12 protein-coding genes and 2 pseudogenes are annotated in these 17,828 nt (G+C 47.6%); 12 read left to right on the top strand and 2 right to left on the bottom strand.

Translation table 11 applies throughout. The annotated features are described in order from the left end of the window. Positions 1–114: 114 nt before the first annotated feature. Together ACKTSF_RS10505 and ACKTSF_RS10500 are read left to right on the top strand one after the other, a co-directional pair. Complete coding sequence (locus tag ACKTSF_RS10505; protein ID WP_407889223.1) at positions 115–393, top strand: type II toxin-antitoxin system RelB/DinJ family antitoxin; 279 nt, start codon at positions 115–117, stop codon at positions 391–393. Next, positions 394–651, top strand: a pseudogene (locus tag ACKTSF_RS10500) (Txe/YoeB family addiction module toxin). It begins immediately after the preceding gene. Between the two features lie 215 nt (positions 652–866). Here ACKTSF_RS10500 and ACKTSF_RS10495 read toward each other — a convergent pair. Next, positions 867–1,289: a MarR family winged helix-turn-helix transcriptional regulator gene (locus tag ACKTSF_RS10495; RefSeq protein WP_407889221.1), complete on the bottom strand. Its 423-nt coding sequence runs from the start codon at positions 1,287–1,289 to the stop codon at positions 867–869. 121 nt (positions 1,290–1,410) lie between these two features. Here ACKTSF_RS10495 and alsS point away from each other — a divergent pair, with 121 nt between their 5' ends. Together alsS and budA are read left to right on the top strand one after the other, a co-directional pair. Next, positions 1,411–3,087, top strand: a complete 1,677-nt coding sequence (gene alsS / locus ACKTSF_RS10490) for an acetolactate synthase AlsS (protein ID WP_407889219.1) — start codon at positions 1,411–1,413, stop codon at positions 3,085–3,087. Between the two features lie 13 nt (positions 3,088–3,100). Continuing rightward, on the top strand, positions 3,101–3,811 hold the full coding sequence (gene budA, locus ACKTSF_RS10485) for an acetolactate decarboxylase (protein WP_407889217.1): 711 nt from the start codon (positions 3,101–3,103) through the stop codon (positions 3,809–3,811). 530 nt (positions 3,812–4,341) lie between these two features. On the opposite strand, the gene ACKTSF_RS10480 is transcribed toward budA, so the two are convergent. Then, on the bottom strand, positions 4,342–6,675 hold the full coding sequence (locus tag ACKTSF_RS10480) for an ABC transporter ATP-binding protein/permease (protein ID WP_407889215.1): 2,334 nt from the start codon (positions 6,673–6,675) through the stop codon (positions 4,342–4,344). A 542-nt stretch (positions 6,676–7,217) separates the two neighbouring features. On the opposite strand from ACKTSF_RS10480, the gene ACKTSF_RS10475 reads away from it, so the two are divergent. The 8 genes and pseudogenes from ACKTSF_RS10475 to ACKTSF_RS10440 all read left to right on the top strand — a co-directional run bounded on the left by ACKTSF_RS10475 (position 7,218) and on the right by ACKTSF_RS10440 (position 17,552). Further along, complete coding sequence (locus tag ACKTSF_RS10475) at positions 7,218–7,754, top strand: TetR/AcrR family transcriptional regulator (RefSeq protein WP_407889213.1); 537 nt, start codon at positions 7,218–7,220, stop codon at positions 7,752–7,754. 124 nt (positions 7,755–7,878) lie between these two features. Beyond that, complete coding sequence (gene murA / locus ACKTSF_RS10470; RefSeq protein ID WP_407889211.1) at positions 7,879–9,168, top strand: UDP-N-acetylglucosamine 1-carboxyvinyltransferase; 1,290 nt, start codon at positions 7,879–7,881, stop codon at positions 9,166–9,168. Positions 9,169–9,268: 100 nt separating this feature from the next. Continuing rightward, entirely contained in the window at positions 9,269–9,520 is a 252-nt protein-coding gene (locus ACKTSF_RS10465) for a type B 50S ribosomal protein L31 (protein ID WP_125701303.1), read from the top strand. Positions 9,521–9,995: 475 nt separating this feature from the next. Continuing rightward, positions 9,996–11,396 (top strand): annotated as a pseudogene (locus ACKTSF_RS10460) (FAD-dependent oxidoreductase). Positions 11,397–11,588: 192 nt separating this feature from the next. Then, positions 11,589–12,302, top strand: a complete 714-nt coding sequence (locus ACKTSF_RS10455; RefSeq protein WP_407889209.1) for a class A sortase — start codon at positions 11,589–11,591, stop codon at positions 12,300–12,302. 551 nt (positions 12,303–12,853) lie between these two features. Next, positions 12,854–13,543: a WxL domain-containing protein gene (locus ACKTSF_RS10450; RefSeq protein WP_407889207.1), complete on the top strand. Its 690-nt coding sequence runs from the start codon at positions 12,854–12,856 to the stop codon at positions 13,541–13,543. A 134-nt stretch (positions 13,544–13,677) separates the two neighbouring features. Continuing rightward, the gene (locus ACKTSF_RS10445) at positions 13,678–14,730 is read left to right on the top strand and encodes a WxLIP family cell surface protein (protein WP_407889205.1); all 1,053 of its coding nucleotides are present in this window, start codon (positions 13,678–13,680) and stop codon (positions 14,728–14,730) included. A 428-nt stretch (positions 14,731–15,158) separates the two neighbouring features. Further along, on the top strand, positions 15,159–17,552 hold the full coding sequence (locus ACKTSF_RS10440; protein WP_407889203.1) for a hypothetical protein: 2,394 nt from the start codon (positions 15,159–15,161) through the stop codon (positions 17,550–17,552). Positions 17,553–17,828: the final 276 nt, after the last annotated feature.

The raw sequence follows: 17,828 nt of genomic DNA, 5'->3' as shown, positions 1-17,828 counted from the left end.
TGATAAAATGAGCTTACAGCTTTTTTGCACAATTAAATAACTTATATGTAAGTATGGGCGACATTAGCATACAATGTATGCATTTCGTGTGATCATATCTGCGAGGTGAGAATTATGCTAGATACAGATAAGAAGAAAGTTTCAATTTCTGTCAAGACCAATCAAGCGGATAAGAAGCAAGCCGCAGAGATATTTGAAAGCTTGGGTCTTAACCTATCAACTGCCATTAATATCTTTATTAAGAAGAGTATCGCTGAGGGCGGTTTGCCCTTTGAGGTGAAAGATCCATTCTATAGTGAAGCCAATCAGGCAGAACTTAGTCGACGTTTCAAAAAGATAGCGAATAATCAGAATATTCAGACCCATCAGCTTTTAACGGATGATGAGCAATAGATGACATCAGTTGAATTCTTAGATGAAGCCTGGAATGAGTATATTTCATGGCAGGCCGAAGACCGTAAGACTTTGAAGCGTATCAATAATCTTATTCAGTCGATTCAACGAGATGGTTTGGAATCTGGTTTAGGAAAGCCAGAATGATTGAAATATCATGATGGCTGGTCACGAAGAATCAATAGTAAGGATCGCTTAGTTTACACGGTCAAAAACAATCATTTGCTTATTGTGGCTTGTAAAAATCATTACAAATAGGCCACCAGATTCCATCTGAATTTTTCCAAAAGAAAACGTCACATCGTCCGTAACTGCTTGGTCGATGTGACATTTTTTAATTTAAGCCAAAATGTTCACGTTACTCTTGAGACAGTAGGAATTATCACGGCTAAATTAGGGGAAATAGCCGCACCCCGGCTGGCAGACCGCTTTGAAGGTGTCGCCAAATGATGGTTCGCTATGGCTTGTATCGCTCAGTCCGCATCAATAATATTTGTCACCGCTGCCTCAATCGCCGGAATCAGCGGACTGTTGGCATCGATGCCGGTCTGGTCGAAGCGCTCCTGCCACCAACTGCGGCGAATCGTTTGGACCTGATTGACCACGTCTTCGCCATTAGTTGTTAGCGTCAATAGCTGCGTCTTGCCCGTGCCGGCGGTTTTGGTCAGGTAGCCGAGGCCGAGAATCTTGTTGACCTCGCGGGTGGTCAGACCCTTGTCGATGACTAGGGTCTTAGCGACTTGATTTTGATTAATGTCGGGGTGTTCGTGAACCGTCAGTAAAACGCAGGCGGCCGTGGGGTTGAGCCCCAATTTGGCAAACGCCTCACGCGTGTCCTTGTAGTATTTACGGTGCAGAATCGAAATATCCTGCGCCAAATAGCCGAGATCTTTCATGGATAACTCCTTCCCCGGAATCTTCTGTGTTGACAAAACAACTTAATGCCATTATGATGAATCTAAGTTGACTTGTCAACACAATCACACGACTGAATAAACTTAAAAAGGCGGGGTAACGGTGAAAGATACGAAGACTGGTGCACAAGCACTGATTCAAAGCATGATTAATCAAGGCATTAAGTATGTTTTTGGTATTCCAGGAGCCAAGGTCGACCAATTATTTGAGGGCATTGAATACAGCAAGGATCCTCGAGCACCCAAGTTAATTATTACGCGGCACGAGCAGAACGCAGCGTTGATTGCTTCCGGGATTGGTCGGCTGACTGGCAAGCCAGGTGTGGTTGCCACCACTTCCGGCCCCGGGGTATCGAACCTGACGACCAGTCTCATCACGGCTACGGCCGAAGGAGATCCCGTCATCGCACTCGGTGGGCAAGTTCCACAAGATGATATTGGCCGGTTGACACACCAGAGTATTCCCAGCAAGGAACTGATGAGCTCAGCCACCAAGTCTAGCGTAGAAGTCCAGAATGCGAATAGTCTGTCTGAAGCATTTGCAAACGCTTACCAGACGGCAGTTGCGCCCAAGGCTGGAGCTACCTTTATTTCATTGCCACAAAACGTGCTGAACGGCGCCGTCGATCGCCCAGAAATCAAGGCCGTTCCCACGGTTGATCAGGGGGTAGCGGACGCCGCCACCGTTGACGCCATCGTGGAAAAGATTCAGCACGCTAAGTTACCGGTCATCTTGGCCGGGATGCGGGCCTCGGCTAGCGACGTGACGGCTGCGATTCGCGAGCTCCTGCAACACGTTGCCATTCCCGTTGTGGAAACGTTCCAAGGTGCCGGGGTGGTTTCTCGCGACTTGGTCACCAACTACTTTGGCCGGGTCGGTCTCTTCCGGAATCAAGTTGGCGATAACCTGTTGAAGCAGAGTGACTTGGTCATCACCGTTGGCTACGATCCCGTGGAATATGAAGGTCGTATCTGGAACGCCGATCGGGCGGGTAATATCATCAGTTTGGATAGCGTGGTTCCTGAAATTACCACGGATTACCAACCCGAAATGGTTGTTCACGCTGATATTGCCAAGACGTTAAAGGCCATCGTTCAAAAGCTGCCCGCCGATTGGGCCTTGTCTGAAGATGTTCAGGCGCAACTCGATAAGTCGGGCAAGACTTTGGCCGCTCAAGCTGAAGCACCAGCAGCTGATGACGATCACGGTATTCACCCGTTAGCCATCATCCAAGCGCTCCAGAACAAGGTAAATGACGAGACCACGGTTACCGTGGATGTCGGCAGTTTCTACATTTGGATGGCCCGTTATTTCCGGAGCTACCAACCACGTCATCTGTTATTCAGTAACGGTATGCAGACGCTGGGTGTGGCCTTTCCATGGGCTATCGCTGCTGCATTAGAGCGACCTGGCCAACCAATCGTTTCGGTTGCCGGCGACGGGGGCTTCCTGTTCTCCAGCCAAGAGTTGGAAACAGCGGTTCGCCTGAAGTTACCAATCGTCCAATTGATTTGGGACGATGGTGCCTACGACATGGTTAAATTCCAAGAAATTGCTAAATACGGTCACGAAGCCGGCGTCAGCTTTGGCCCAGTGGACTACGTCAAGTATGCTGAGAGCTTTGGTGCCACTGGGTTACGCGTCGACCATGCCAAGGACTTGGCGTCGACCTTAGACCAAGCCTTCCAGACTGAGGGCCCCGTGGTCGTTCAGATTCCAGTTGACTATCGGGATAATTTAAAACTAAAATCATTATTGTTGAAAGATGTTTTAAGCTAAAGGGAGTAATGAGATGAACGAAGCAACACTCTATCAACATGGGACCTTAGCCTTACTGGTCCCAGGACTATTGACCGGAACGCTGACAATGAAGGAACTGTTAACCCATGGTGACACTGGGATCGGCACCGGGGAGGGCTTGGATGGCGAGTTGATTATTCTTGATGGCAAGCCTTACCAGGTCAACAGTCGTGGCGAGGTCAACGTGGTACCAGATAGTTTCACATTGCCATTTGCCAATAGCCATTTCGCCGCGTACCGTCCTTTGATGACGGTGGAAAATGCGACCAAGGAAGACCTTCACGACCAAGTGTTAGGTTTGACCCATGACGCCAATACCTTCTTTTCCATTCTAGTCACTGGGACCTTTACGGATGTGAAGACCCGGGCCGTGGCGAAATCTACGCGACCATTCAAGTCGCTGGCGGAAACGGCCAAACAACAGAGCATCTTCACCCGTGACAAGGTGGAGGGCACACTGCTCGGCTACTACTCGCCCCAAGTATTTGATGGTGTTGCGGTGGGCGGCTACCATGACCACTTTCTAGCAGCGGCCCGCGACTTCGGTGGGCACCTGCTGGACTTTGGTACGGTGACTGGGGATGTCCAGGTTCAAACGTTCTCGACGTTGGAACAACATCTGCCGGTTGAGGACCAGGATTACTGCGAACACGATTTTTCCCAGGATGATATTCAGGGCACAATCCACCAAGCAGAAGGCTAACTGTGGTTTCTGTGGTTAAGACTGTCGCCTTCGGTTGCCAGTGCATTACCTTACCGTTCGCAAAATCTGGACTGGAACGCGGTGGGGAGGACGGTCGGAGCCTAAGATCGGTCTCCAACCTCGCTTTGAGCTGAAGAAACACGTCTCAAAGTCGCCATTTTTCAAGAAGGACACTTGGGAAATCCCACGGCTGAGTCCCAATTTAGCTCACTAACGGCTACAGGAACTGTCACCAATTATCGTAATTGAATGCTATCATGCAGCAATGAGGATATTATTAAATTGGTGAGAAATTACGGTAGCTGTAGGTAACTGCTGCAACTAGTTTTACGTCTTTGGATCTTGTTAGCAGACTTTGAACGCTGTTTTTGTGCTTTCTATGTTTAAATGATTTAACAGCTCGTAAAAATACCCCGCAAATCAATTTCGATTTGCGGGGTATTTTTGTTTACTTGTGACTTTAAAACGGAACTTGTTCAGTTACTTTGACTGCGAACTGAACGGTAGTCAAAGGCGTTTTAATTGGAAACCTATTCTGAACGTAGCGCTGTTGCGGCATCCTTCTTGGCTGCCATTCGTGCTGGAATGTGGCCACCCAACATGGTCAGGACAGTACTGATAATAATCAGGATGATCCCGTGGACGGGGTTCAAATGCGCCACATTACTCAGGTCAGTGATGTTTTTTAGGACGATGTTGATTGGGAAGGTCAGGAGCCAAGCAATGACAACCCCAAGGACCCCGGAACCCACACCGAGGATGAACGTCTCAGCATCAAATACCCGGGTGATATCCTTCTTTCGGGCCCCTAAGGCCTTGAGAATCCCGATTTCCTTGGTCCGTTCGAGGACGGAGGTGTATGTGATGATGGCGATCATGATCATACTGGTAACCAGTGAGATCCCGGCGAAGGCCACGAGGACGTAGGTGATGGCGTCCATCAAGCCTCCAGTCAGGTCGGAAACGGTCCCGGCCATATCGGTGTAAATGACCTTGTCGGACTTGCTCTTACCCTTGTTGTATTTGTCCAGGTAGGTCAGGACCTTATCCTTATTCTTGAAAGTGTTCGGATAGATCAGGATGCTAGCTGGTGTGGTAGAGCCACCGAGGTAGCTGACCAGGTTAGTCTTGGTATCCTTGTTGACGGTTTGACCCGTCATGACGTTGCTGTCAGCCTTCTTTTGGGCTTTCACAATGTCAGAGTTCTTGTTGGTTTTGATAATGTTTTGGGTTAGCTTGTCACTGTAAGCAATCCCAGAAGATAGTACGTTTTCGGAAGATTTGGCCTTGACTCGCAAAATTCCGGCAATCTTGATGGTCGTGTTGCTCTTATTATTGTAGAGGGCGTTCGTTGCCTTGTTTGGCACGTAATTGCCAGTAGGCAGGCTCTGGTAGTAATTATTGTTGTTGACAACCTTGATCTTCGTTCCGACAATCTTATCGTAGTTCAGCTTTTGATTATCCTTAACGTCGAAGTTCAGATTCTTCAGGGCATTGATGTTTGTCGAGTTGTCGCGGTCGACGATTAAGATAACATCGTTGGCACTCTTTGGATAACTTCCGGCGATGACCTTGTAGTGTTTCTTCAGGAAGTTGGTACCGCCATCGTTGGCACTTGGATAGACGGAGCCACCGACGCCAGTCGAAGCGGACATGGCCGATTGCATGGCACTCGAGCCACTTGCACTACTGCTATCGGTGTTAGAGAAGGAGACCGTCTTGGTCTTACCATTCGTTTGCCGCAGGAGGTTCATCCCGGTTGAGTAGGTGTAGGTGATGTTCTTGCTTAAGTCGCCGTTAATGTTTTTAACGTATTTTAAGTAACTCTTGGTAATCTTATTCTGGTGGACGGATTTATCGGCGTCACTAACTTTGGCCACGACCTTGTTGGACTTGGTGGTCTTCTTATTGTTCTGAGGGCCAGTGGTTGAGCTGTCCTGAGCCGTTTGCGAAATGGTGATGGGAAACTGAGCCAGCGTATTGGACTGGGTCTTGTTGATCTGCGTCTGGAATCCGTTGGACAGGGCCAGAACGATGGCAATCCCAATGATCCCGATACTGGAGGCAAACGCCGTCAGCGCCGTTCGCCCCTTCTTCGTCCGGATGTTGTTAAAGGACAACTTCAATGCAGTCCAGAAGGTCATCTTGGTCTTCTTTAACTTGAATTGCTCGGCATCGGCGTGGTCGTCGTAAGGATCGGAGTCACGCTGAATCTTCCCGTCGGCGAACTCGATAATCCGGTCGGCGTATTCGTGGGCCAGATCGGGGTTATGGGTGACCATGATAACCAGCCGTTCCGCGGAGAGTTCCTTGATCAGCTTCATGATCTCTTCACTGGTCTCGGTATCTAGGGCACCGGTTGGTTCATCACACAACAGGATTTCTGGTTCGTTAGCGATAGCTCGCGCAATGGCGACCCGTTGGAGTTGGCCTCCGGATAATTGGTTCGGCTTCTTGTTGATGTGGTCGGTCAGACCAACGCGGTCAAGAGCCTTGAGCGCTTTTTCCTTCTTTTCAGTGTTGGAGACGCCACTCAGGGTCATCCCCATTTCGACGTTATCGAGAATGCTCAGGTGACTGATGATGTTGTAGCTCTGGAAGATGAAGCCCACGGAATTATTCCGGTAGGCGTCCCAGTCGGCGGCAGAGAAGTCCTTGGTCGACTTGCCTTCAATGGCCAAGTCCCCTGAGTCGTAGATGTCCAGACCACCGATACCGTTCAGCATGGTCGTCTTCCCAGAACCACTAGGACCAAGAATAGCGACGAATTCTTGGGAACGGAATGCAACAGAAACATCGTCGAGGGCTTTTGTGACGGAGTCCCCCACGTAGTAATATTTCTTGATGTGTTTTAGTTCCAGCATTTAAAATAATCCTTCCATTTTTTGAATTCGGCTGTTGTTTGCAGTGTATTTCTGATAAACTATACATTAATGCAACACCGTGTCTAACATGATAAAAATAAATAACTTAATTAGCAAGCGCCAATGTCAACAGAACTGTTGTTAACGCGACACTTTTAACGAGAGTGTTGCACGCATGATTAGCCACGGTGGCGGCCCATGATTAGTATGGGTGTCTTAGGCGTTGTGGTAGTGTGGCTAGTCTACGTGCTTGGTGCGATCGTACAGGTACTTCGAAACTTAGGTGATTTTGGGACTAAAGGCCTGTTACTTACCTAACTTGGATATTTTGCGTGACTAAATTGCGCTTACATTGGACAATGAATCAAGAATGAAAACTTTGTGTTGACCGGCTTTAACTTTACCATGAAGTGGGGGTCGGCGGCACGTAAAGTCTCTTATAATTAATCTGTTAGTCAGTCGCAGAGGCGATAACGTAGCCGATAGATGGGTAACGCAAGCGGTATTCATAGTGAGTTTGATGGCAAATAGGAGTGAAATCTATGGTTGGTGTTAAAAATAATCGGCGCGCTCAGTACACACAGCGGGTGATTCAAGAGACTGTGCTGTCTTTGCTTGAGAGTAAACCGATTAACGCCATTTCGGTCACAGAAGTCTGTACGCAAGCCGATGTAAACCGGACGACGTTTTACCGGTACTACACCGACATCTATGATTGCGTGGAGAGCATTGAGAAGGCGTTTGTGGCCGGTCTGCACCCGTTAGAGGGCGCAACACCCAGTCAGGCCTTAGAGCATCTCCTGACGGCCTTTTATGAAGATAAGAAGTTAAGTAATCTAGTCTTCATCGAGGGACGAACCGATCTGTTGAAACGGATGCAGGAATTGATTGCTCATACCGGGCCAAAGCCACCACACATTGCAGATTACCAGGGCGTGTACATCGGTGCGGGCTTGCAAAATATCTTAAAAAAATGGGTGAAGGACGGTATGCCCGAATCCCCGCATAAATTGACCCAAATTATTATCGACACCATACTTGCCAAGAACCTAGATGACCTTCGAAACGGGGTATTGTAGTCGGCTAATATTACATTTTGGCCAGAATACCGGGAAAGTGTTGTCTTTTTGCTCAGCATTATTTATCATGGTATCTGACTGTATGGAATTAAATGGAAGATTATTAAGTGAGGATAGCTTCATAATGAAAAAAATGATAATTCACGGCGGCCGTCGTCTTTCTGGAGAAGTGACGATTGGTGGCGCAAAAAATAGCACAGTGGCTTTAATTCCGGCAGCGATTCTTGCTGATACACCGGTCCGTTTTGATATGGTACCGGATATCCTTGACGTGCACAATTTAATGTTAATTCTAAAATCAATGAACGTACACTCGACGTTTGAAGACGGGGTCTTGACCATTGACCCTACTGAGATCGTGGAGGCGCCACTCCCTAGCAAAGCAATCAAGAGCTTGCGGGCATCGTACTATTTTATGGGGTCTTTGTTGGGGCGGTTCCAACGGGCCACGCTGAGTTTCCCTGGTGGCGATAACATTGGGCCACGGCCAATTGACCAACACATCAAGGCATTCGAGGCCTTGGGTGCCTCAGTGGAAGAGCATGACGGCACGGTTCGCATTACGACTGGTCCCGAAGGCTTGCATGGCGCACGTATCTTTTTGGACATGGTCTCAGTTGGGGCCACGATCAATTCGATTCTTGCGGCGGTCAAAGCGGTGGGGACCACGGTCATTGAAAATGCGGCCAAGGAACCCGAAATCATCGATGTAGCGACGTTCCTGAATAATATGGGCGCGCACATTCGTGGGGCTGGCACCGATGTCATTCGAATCGAGGGTGTCCCAACGTTACGGGCGATGAATACCCACACAATTATTCCGGATCGGATCGAAGCCGGGACTTATTTGTCGATGGCTGCGGCTGTTGGGGATGGCGTCGTCATCAAGAATGTGATTCCAGAACATCTCGAAGCCTTTACGGCTAAGATGATTGAAATGGGTGTGCCCCTGGAGATCAATGAAGATAGCATTTACGTGCCACGGTCGGAGAATTTAAAGCCGATTCGTATCAAGACCATGCCGTTTCCTGGATTTGCGACGGACTTGCAGCAACCCTTAACGCCGCTACTGTTCCGGGCCAACGGAAGCAGCGTGGTTATTGACACCATCTATCCTAAGCGGATCATGCACATCGCGGAATTACGGAAGATGGGCGCTAACATTCGTTCAGAAGATGACATGATCGTTGTCGATCCGAGCGAGGGGCTGACTGGCAGTCAGGTCCAAGCTGGCGAAATCCGGGCGGGTGCTGCGCTGGTCATCACGGGACTCATGGCTGATGGCGACACTGAAATCGAAGCTGCCGATAACATTCTGCGGGGGTATGACCGGATCGTTGCGAAGTTGACGGCGTTAAACGCGGATGTTGAAATTGTGAGTACAGAAAGCTTGGTAGAAAACGGCCAAGCTTAGCCATTGCTCGTAGATGGCTTTCATGGTATAATTCAACGGTTGACGATTAAATCAATCTCTGGCTCAGTAGATGAACCAGGGCAAAGGAGCGTAATACATTATGAAGCAAGGAATTCACCCAGATTACCACGAAGTTGTGTTCCAAGACTCAAGTACTGGCTTCCAGTTCTTGTCTGGTTCAACGGCAACTTCAGCCGAAACGGTTGAATGGGAAGATGGCAACACCTACCCATTGATCCGTGTCGAAATTTCTTCAGATTCACACCCATTCTACACTGGTAAGCAAAAGTTTACTCAGGCCGATGGTGCCGTGGACCGTTTCAACAAGAAGTACGGCTTGGCAAACGACTAATTATAATAAATATGATTTGTCGCCGGTGGCAGTTTTTAACTGTTACCGGTTTTTTGTTGGCCAAATTCACGGCTGATGAGTAGGATCACAACATTAATCATGCACTCTATACGTCAGGTTGGGACAGAAGTGTCCCAGCCTTTTTGTTGGCAAAATCCCTTTAGAATGCGGATCTTGTTCATAAGGAGAGTATTTGTTTTGACAAATTAAGTTAATTGGGTGAAAATACATTATCAGTAGTGATATAATCCGTTTTACATCCCGCTATACCGGGAACTGGAGCCGTCTCAGTGGTTCATATTTAATGGGTGATTCAACCGTTGGATAGCCAGTGAGTTCCTTTGATGAGGCGTCGGTGATGGATTGAACTGAGAAGATAATTGTTAATAAGGGCCTAACGAGTTGCCCAGGTTTCATGTGTTCGTCGAAGGACACCACTAAATTTATGCGTTGCAGAATATGAGGGGGAACTATGATGAAGGTCATTATTGTTGGAAGCACCCATGCAGGAACGAACGCCGCGATTCAAATACTACGGGATCATCCTGAAACGGAAGTCACCATCTACGAACGACACACCAACGTGTCATTTCTATCGACGGGGATTTCACTGTTTCTAGATGGGCAGGTTAAACACCTGGAGGACATGTTCTACTCATCCCCCGAATAGTTAGCGGAGCTGGGTGCCAACGTCCTCACTCGTCACAACGTCGTGAAGATTGACGCTGCGAATAAGACGGTGGACATTGTCGATATGGATTCTGGCAAGCTGACCAGTGACACTTACGATAAACTAATCATGGCCACGGGGTCGACCGTCAACGTTCCCCCAATCTTCGGAATTGACGAAGACATGGTTCTGCTGTGTAAGAATTATGAACAGGCCAAGGCCGTGTATCAGGCGGCTAAGGATCATAACCGCATTGCGATCATCGGTGGCGGGTATATCGGGACTGAGTTGGCAGAGAGTTACGCGCGAACCGGTCACGATGTGCTACTGATTCAGTCGCAGGACATTCTGTTGGATCACTATGTTGATAAGAATCTGTCAGACAAAGTGGTTGATATTTTACGTGATCAAGGCGTGGAAGTGGTCCTGAACAGCCGTGTCACGGCATTCACTCAGGATGACAAGGGACTTGCCATTGAGACCAATGGTGAGACGTACCGTGCGGATGTTGCCATTGTTAGCACGGGCTTTGTGCCCAATACGGCGCTCTTACGTGGTCAAGTGAAGATGGATCGTCATGGTGCCATTATTATCAACGACTACATTCAGTCTTCGAACCCAGATATCTTTGCCTGTGGGGATGCCAGTGTCGTTAACTTTAACCCAACTGGCCAACCCGCCTATACGCCGTTGGCAACGAATGCTGTGCGCCAGGGGATGCTGGCCGGCATCAACGTGTTTGGGCACCTGCAACGTTACATGGGTACCCAGGCAACTTCGGCCATCAATATCTTTGGTCGGACGTTAGCTTCCTCGGGGTTGACCTTGCGGCATGCAGCTTCATCAGGTCTGAACGCGGATAGTGTGACCTTTGAGAGTACTTGGCGTCCTGAGTATATGCCGACCACGGATCGACTGCTCATCAACCTGGTCTATGACCGCGATAACCGGCGGGTGTTGGGGATTCAACTCTTCAGTAAACACGAGGTCGCGCAATCAGCCAATGCCGTATCGATTGCGATTCAGAACCGCAATACAATCGACGACCTGTCCTTTGTAGATATGTTATTCAACCCGAACTTCGATGATACCTTTAACTTCCTGAATTTGGCCGCACAAATGGCGGTTACTCAGGAAGCAGAGCGGGGTAATCGGACACCACGGATTACGGCGGGCATTGAACCGGATAAGAAAACTAAAAAGTAAATGATGGATTGGCGGGAGGCAGTTGGCTTCCCGCCTTTACTATGTTCAGCACACATGGCAGAATACAAAGGGAAAGTGGTGAAAACTGGCGACCACGGAACGTGACGGAACGGTTTCACTTTGTTTTTAACAGTAAATGCGGTAAAATTTGCCCATGAGGATAGCGAATAGCTGGGGGGAGTGGCAGTCATTATGGCAGATAAACAGCAACAGCAGCCGAAGCACCGTTGGCGGTGGTTCTGGACGACAATTTTTATCATTTTAATTATCATCTCACTCGGGCTGATCTTTAACGAGCAAATTAAAAATTGGCTGATTTCTTCCTATCAACCGCAGATCTCCAAAAAGACCGTGCAGAAGAACGAAAAGAAAAAAGCGTCGTATGATTTCAGTAAGGTTAAGTCGTTGGATTTCTCCACGGTCGCCAATGCACGCTGGAATACGGCTGATATCCACGTGGTGGGTGAAATCTACATGCCGCAGTCAAAGATCCACCTGCCAATCGCCAAGGGTGTCAGTAATGAGGTGTTGGCATTGACTGCCGGAACCATGCGGCCGGACCAGCAAATGGGACGGGGGAATTACCCGCTGGCGGGTCACCATATGAGTTCCCAGACAATTTTATTTAGTCCATTATATTGGAAGACACGGGTCGGCCAAAAGATTTATTTGACCAATGCCAAAAAGGTCTTCGTCTATAAAGTTAGCGTGCGAAAATTCATTCCGGCAACCGATGTCAAGGTGGTCGATCAGACGAAGAAGACAATGGTGACGCTGATCACCTGTGACGCAACTGGAGCTAATCGTTTGATGATTCGTGGAAATTACGTGAAGCAGATGGCCTACAAGGATGCGCCAGTCTCGGTTCAGAAGGGCTTCCACAGTGGCTTTAACAATAAAAACTAACGAAATAATGACGTTTTTTGCGAAATTGCAAAAAATGTTATTTTTTTTGAATTTTTTGGCTTGTGAAGTCTCGAGACAGAAGAATTGACGGCTATTAGCTGCAATTGCCGATATATAAGCGTTCTTGCGGGTTGGTTCAAGTACACAACTAAAACTCACCACGAACGAATACCCTGTAAACGGTAATCAAAAATCGACTATCAGGTGACCATTTTTACGGAAACAAGCTAACACAATAATGCGTACCGTAAAAATTAATGGCCGACAAACGTTGATATGACAGTAATTATGGCACCTATTCGTATACCCTATAAACGTAACGACACACCATTAAACAGTTTGGAGAAAAATAATCTTCCCCACACATAATTAATTGTGGACAGAAGGCAAAATTCGTGCTATTATAACTTATGTAATCAGATGAATTCATCAGATGGTTCCAACGAAGCGCCTCTAGTTGGGGCAGGTTCATAAAATAGAGTCGTTGCTTTGGACAAAAGATTTAGAAGAGTAAAGAACAAAGACAATCAAGTTGAGGGAGATAAATTATTATGACTAAGAAAACTTTACAATTAATCGCTACTGTTGCACTTGCTGCTGGCTTTGGTTTCACGACTGTTACGGCTAACGCTGCTACTGATGGTACTGACAATCAAACAACTACCGCTACTGTTGGCTTAACTGCTGGTGATGGTGGTTCAGGTGCCCATTCTGGTTCTATCAAGTTAGTTGCTGCACCTGATATGGTCTTCGGTCCAGATACTGGAACTGCTATTACCGGTGCTGCTCAAACGATTACAGCTAGCTCATTAACTACGAGTGCAACTTCTTCAAACGAGTCTGCTACTGGTGCTGATAAGGTTACGGTTGGGGCTGGTGACGTTGCAGTTGTTAACGCTGGTTCCGAAGATCCTTGGACAGTTACTGTTAAGGCCGATAACTTTGTCAAAGATGGTGACACTTCAACCACGTTGTTAGGTGCTAAAATCAACTTTGCCGGCGCCGTTGCTACTAACAATGACGATGTTACCGCTAAGGCTGCTGTTGCTGCCGCACCTTCTATCACTGCCGGTGGCGACGGTGCCACGGTGCTTTCTGCGACGGCTGGTAATGGTATTGGGACTTGGATGAACCGGTTGACGAAGGACACGAACTTATCAATCGCCGGTGGTAACAGTGCCGGAACCTACAAGTCCAACTTAACTTGGACGATTGCTGACACTGCTTCAACCCAAGCTTAATCCAATCAAACAGGTTTAACAGGGTTGCGAAGTTACCTTAAATATTAAATTCAGAATGCGGTAGCGACAGCTACCGCATTCTTTGTTACAATGAAGAAAACGGTTGATAAATGATGATGGAGGCTAGGTTAATCATGAAACGTTGGTTGAGGATGTTAGTGACGCTAGGGACGTTGCTGGTGGCATTTGGCTGGATGCAGCAGACTAGTACTGCAAAGGCAGAAAGCGTTGGCTACTCGGTTAGCACGATTACACCAAAGAATCAGGATGATAAGAAAGTCACCTACTTTGCATTACGGGTAAAGCCAAGTCAGCAACAGAAACTGACAATTGTTATTCATAATTCGAGTAATAAGACGAAGAAGTTCCAGGTTGGCGTGAACCAAGCGATGACCAACACCAATGGGGTAGTTGATTATAGTGAAGCTAATCCCAAGCTTGATAGTTCATTAAAAGTTGGCATCAAGGATGTCTTTGGTAAAAATAGTAACCAAAATGTCACTGTGAATGCTAAGAGTTCTAAGAAAGTGTCAGTTGAGTATAAAATGCCTGCCAAGAAGATCGATGGGATGATCTTAGGTGGTATTTACGTTAAGGAACAGAAGAATAAGAATACCAACAGTAAGAAAAATGGTGTGACAATTAGTAACGCGTTCGCTTACGTCGTGGGTGTGCGCTTACGTGAAAGCGGCATTGACGTGGCACCTGATATGCGGCTGCATACCGTTAAGGCTGGCCAAATTAGTGGGTTGAATCAAATCCAGGCGAACTTACAAAATCCTCGTCCAGGTCTGATGAAGGCCTTGAAGGTTGTTTCCAAGGTCACCAAGCAAGGCAGTTCAAAAACGGTCTTATCACAGACCAAGGAAAGTATGGCTATGGCGCCCAACACGAACTTTAATTACTCCATTCCGTGGGGTGACAAGCAGTTGGCCGCTGGGGATTACACTTTGAAGTTGGATGCGTATGCCAAGGGTGGTTACCACTGGCAATTCACCAAGAACTTTACAATTACGCAAAAGGATGTTAATTCGTTGAAGAACCGGATCAACACGCCGCAGAAGAATTATTTCTGGTGGTTTGTGGCCGGCGGAATCATCATCGTCCTGTTATTGGCAGTGATTATTTACTTGCTGCTGAGAAACCGGAAGAAAGATGACGACGACGCAACGGATGACGATGAATAGATAACTGTAAATTAAAAGCGTCGCGACGAGTGGAGCAGCAGTAATTGCTGGATTTCGACTCGTCGCGACGCTTTTATAGTTACGAATTTTGATCGTGATAGTCTGAAATGGTATCCGTGTTACACTAAGCTTATATTGTAACTTAAAGAAAGCTTAAAACGGCTTATTTAACTAACCCGGCAAAAAGGGAGATAGATAATTTGCAGACTCTTGATTACCGGTATAACAGCGTTTTACGCTGAAACCAAGCTCATAAAATCTTCCTATTTCACCCCTTACCATTCCAATGACCTGATGGTATACTGTATTCATCAGAACAAACAAGTGGTTTACTAATTGACGATTGGTTAGGTCAATTAGAGAACGTATCAGTAGTTTGAAGATACGCGAACAAGCCCGCGTGACTAACGGGCGAGGGGGTAAATTTGATGAATGTGCGAAAGGGATTATTAGGCGTGGTCACTTTGACTGTGGCCGGATTGGGGTTGTGGTCGGTAGTGCCAGCCAGTGCCAACTCTACAATCTTCAACACTGGTGATGCTGCTTTGAAGGGCGCGCCACAGGGTGTTGATCTTCAAAGTGGCTTAGACTCTAACTATTTTACGATTGATAAGACGGTGGATACGGCGACCGGTGATAACGCTGCATCACTGGTTACTGCTGGGAGTCCAGCTGGAACGGGAAACTCAGCTATTCAGATTTCCAAGGCCGGCGTTCAGGATAGTTGGGGGGCCATCTGGTCAACGGATCAGACCTTTGACTTAAGCAAGAGTGAAACGGCTTCAATGTGGATTTACGCCAGTGGTGAGAGTGCCAGCAACGTTGGTGATGGCATGGCGTTTGTGCTCCAAAATGGCGGCACAGATGCTTATTCTGGTTCTGGGCAGTCCATGGGGGTTTGGGGAGTCGCAGACCAGTACTTCGCGAACACCAATCCAGCAAGTTCGGCTATTCAGAATAGTTGGGCGCTTGAATTTGATACGTATCCCAATGATGATATCCCACAGCGCGGGACCTATTGGGGAGCACTGCTTGGCTGGACCAATAGTAGTTATGACTTTGCGAATAGCAGCCCTTCTTCTTACGATGTCAGTGGGCCAGCTGATACGCCGTCAAGCCAATCACAGATCACGGACACTCACATTGCGTCCAATTATCCAGGCTCTACTGACACCTATACGGGAACTAGCGTTGTTGGGAAAGGAAAGATTAAGAACCCGCTAAATGGAAATATGATAACAGGGAATGGGACCTTCTATTACTATAACCTGCAACATAAAGGCCTTTTGGACGAAGGTGCTACTGGTGGCTCTGGGAATCTGTCCGACCATCGTTGGCATCACATCACGGTAACGTATACGCCGCCGACCACGTCAGGTGGCGATGGCTCCATGACGTATACCTACAACGATAAGAACCCAGATACGGGGTTGCCACAGGCGTCGACGGACTACGCGACGGTACCGATTGATTTGAGTCAGTTTAAGCTTTCTTCGGGACAGACGAAGGTTCGCTGGGGATTCACGGGTTCTACGGGACTTTATTCAGAAAACAATTTGGTTATTTTTGACCAAATCCCTGGTGAAGCTCAAACGGATGCCTCGGCTACGATGACGACGAAGGATAGCGATGGAAATTATACCAAGAATGTCAGTGACGGCGATTCAGTTTCTGGCGACAGTGACGTTAAGCTAACTTACACGCTGGAGCGGACTGGCGGGGATGAAGATTGGAAGTCAGTCAATGGGGATCTGACAATTCCTGATGATATTGACGTGACTTCTGGGAGTATCAGCTATCCGGATTCGAGTTATACGGATAGTAACGATAATAAGGTCGATGTATCGAAAATTGTGGCACCAACGTCCTCGGGGTCTGGTCAAACGCTATCGGTTCCGTTAGCGGATAGTGGTTTGACCTTAAGCGGTACCCAAAAGGCAACGGTGACGTTGTACGGGACGGTTAAAAACGTGGCGACCGACAGCGACGTGAGTGAAGCAGCACAAACCAGTTACTTCGTCGGGAGTAACGCGACCTCCACGGCAAAAACACCTAGCTTTACGATTACTAAGAAGGTTGATCCGGCATTGGCGATGCAATTGGATGAAAGCAAGAGTACCTTAGCGGTTAATGTTGGTGGTGATGACGCTATCGTTGAAGGGGTTGCCGTGCCTTCTGACAAGACACTTAGTAATTCAGACATCACGATTCACCCAACGATTAATGGTGTCGCACAAGATACCGTGGACTTGGATTCTGCGACATCGGGCGTTCTGTACGGGTTTAAATACGCAATTGCTAACGATAAGCTGACGGCTGGCGACAATACCGTAAGCTTCTACGCCACTGATCCGGCAGGTGATAAGTCCGCAACGGTTTCAACGACGGTGACTGCAGGAACTGTGGGATTTGGTCATACTAGTGGCGATCTGATATTCGACCCGACGACCCTGACGGGGAGCGGTAGTACAATCATTAACCGCTCGACTGACTGGAGCTTAAACGTTGATGATACGCAGACAAAGGATAGCAACTGGGCAGTAACTGCCAACACGGATGGCATGTATCTCAATGGTACGCCATCAAGTACGAAGCTGGATGGCTCACTAATCTATACGGATGCGGATGGCAACACCACGACATTGGATAGTAGTGGCTCACCGGTGATTGCTAGCGGAACTTCTGATGGAACCGCGAGTTCAACCAACGTTGCGGCTAACTGGACCGATAGCACGGGGATTCGGTTAAAGGTTAATAGTGGTGCGACTGGGGGCTCCTATTCGGGAACAATCAATTGGTCATTTGTTAACTCAGTTGAATAATGTTTTGTGATGGATTACCGACTAAAATTGTGGGTAATCCATTTATTTTGGGGTTAAAACGATAAAATTCGCGAAACAGTGGATGCTGGCAGGCGTCGAGTTTTTTAGGAACTTTTAATGTTACAGAACTAAATTCTTGTGGATAAAGTGTGGGCTGCTACTTTTGAACACAATAAGACGGCTAAATGGGTGATTTGAGCGTGCAACTAGTTGTAAAACCCGCTATGAAGCCGATCTATGTATTTGCTGTTAACTATAAAATAATCAATATTTTCT

This window comes from Levilactobacillus muriae (genome assembly GCF_045862015.1).
GTDB lineage: Bacteria > Bacillota > Bacilli > Lactobacillales > Lactobacillaceae > Levilactobacillus > Levilactobacillus muriae.
The sequence above is the reverse complement of the archived record's forward strand: the minus strand, read 5'-3'. Positions and strand labels throughout refer to the sequence as shown.

Coding starts and splice junctions, on each gene's coding strand:
- ACKTSF_RS10445 (WP_407889205.1), top strand. CDS start 13,678: ATGAAACGTTGGTTGAGGATGTTAGTGACGCTAGGGACGTTGCTGGTG.
- ACKTSF_RS10480 (WP_407889215.1), bottom strand. CDS start 6,675: ATGCTGGAACTAAAACACATCAAGAAATATTACTACGTGGGGGACTCC.
- murA (WP_407889211.1), top strand. CDS start 7,879: ATGAAAAAAATGATAATTCACGGCGGCCGTCGTCTTTCTGGAGAAGTG.
- ACKTSF_RS10495 (WP_407889221.1), bottom strand. CDS start 1,289: ATGAAAGATCTCGGCTATTTGGCGCAGGATATTTCGATTCTGCACCGT.
- ACKTSF_RS10475 (WP_407889213.1), top strand. CDS start 7,218: ATGGTTGGTGTTAAAAATAATCGGCGCGCTCAGTACACACAGCGGGTG.
- ACKTSF_RS10505 (WP_407889223.1), top strand. CDS start 115: ATGCTAGATACAGATAAGAAGAAAGTTTCAATTTCTGTCAAGACCAAT.
- budA (WP_407889217.1), top strand. CDS start 3,101: ATGAACGAAGCAACACTCTATCAACATGGGACCTTAGCCTTACTGGTC.
- ACKTSF_RS10465 (WP_125701303.1), top strand. CDS start 9,269: ATGAAGCAAGGAATTCACCCAGATTACCACGAAGTTGTGTTCCAAGAC.
- ACKTSF_RS10450 (WP_407889207.1), top strand. CDS start 12,854: ATGACTAAGAAAACTTTACAATTAATCGCTACTGTTGCACTTGCTGCT.
- ACKTSF_RS10455 (WP_407889209.1), top strand. CDS start 11,589: ATGGCAGATAAACAGCAACAGCAGCCGAAGCACCGTTGGCGGTGGTTC.
- ACKTSF_RS10440 (WP_407889203.1), top strand. CDS start 15,159: ATGAATGTGCGAAAGGGATTATTAGGCGTGGTCACTTTGACTGTGGCC.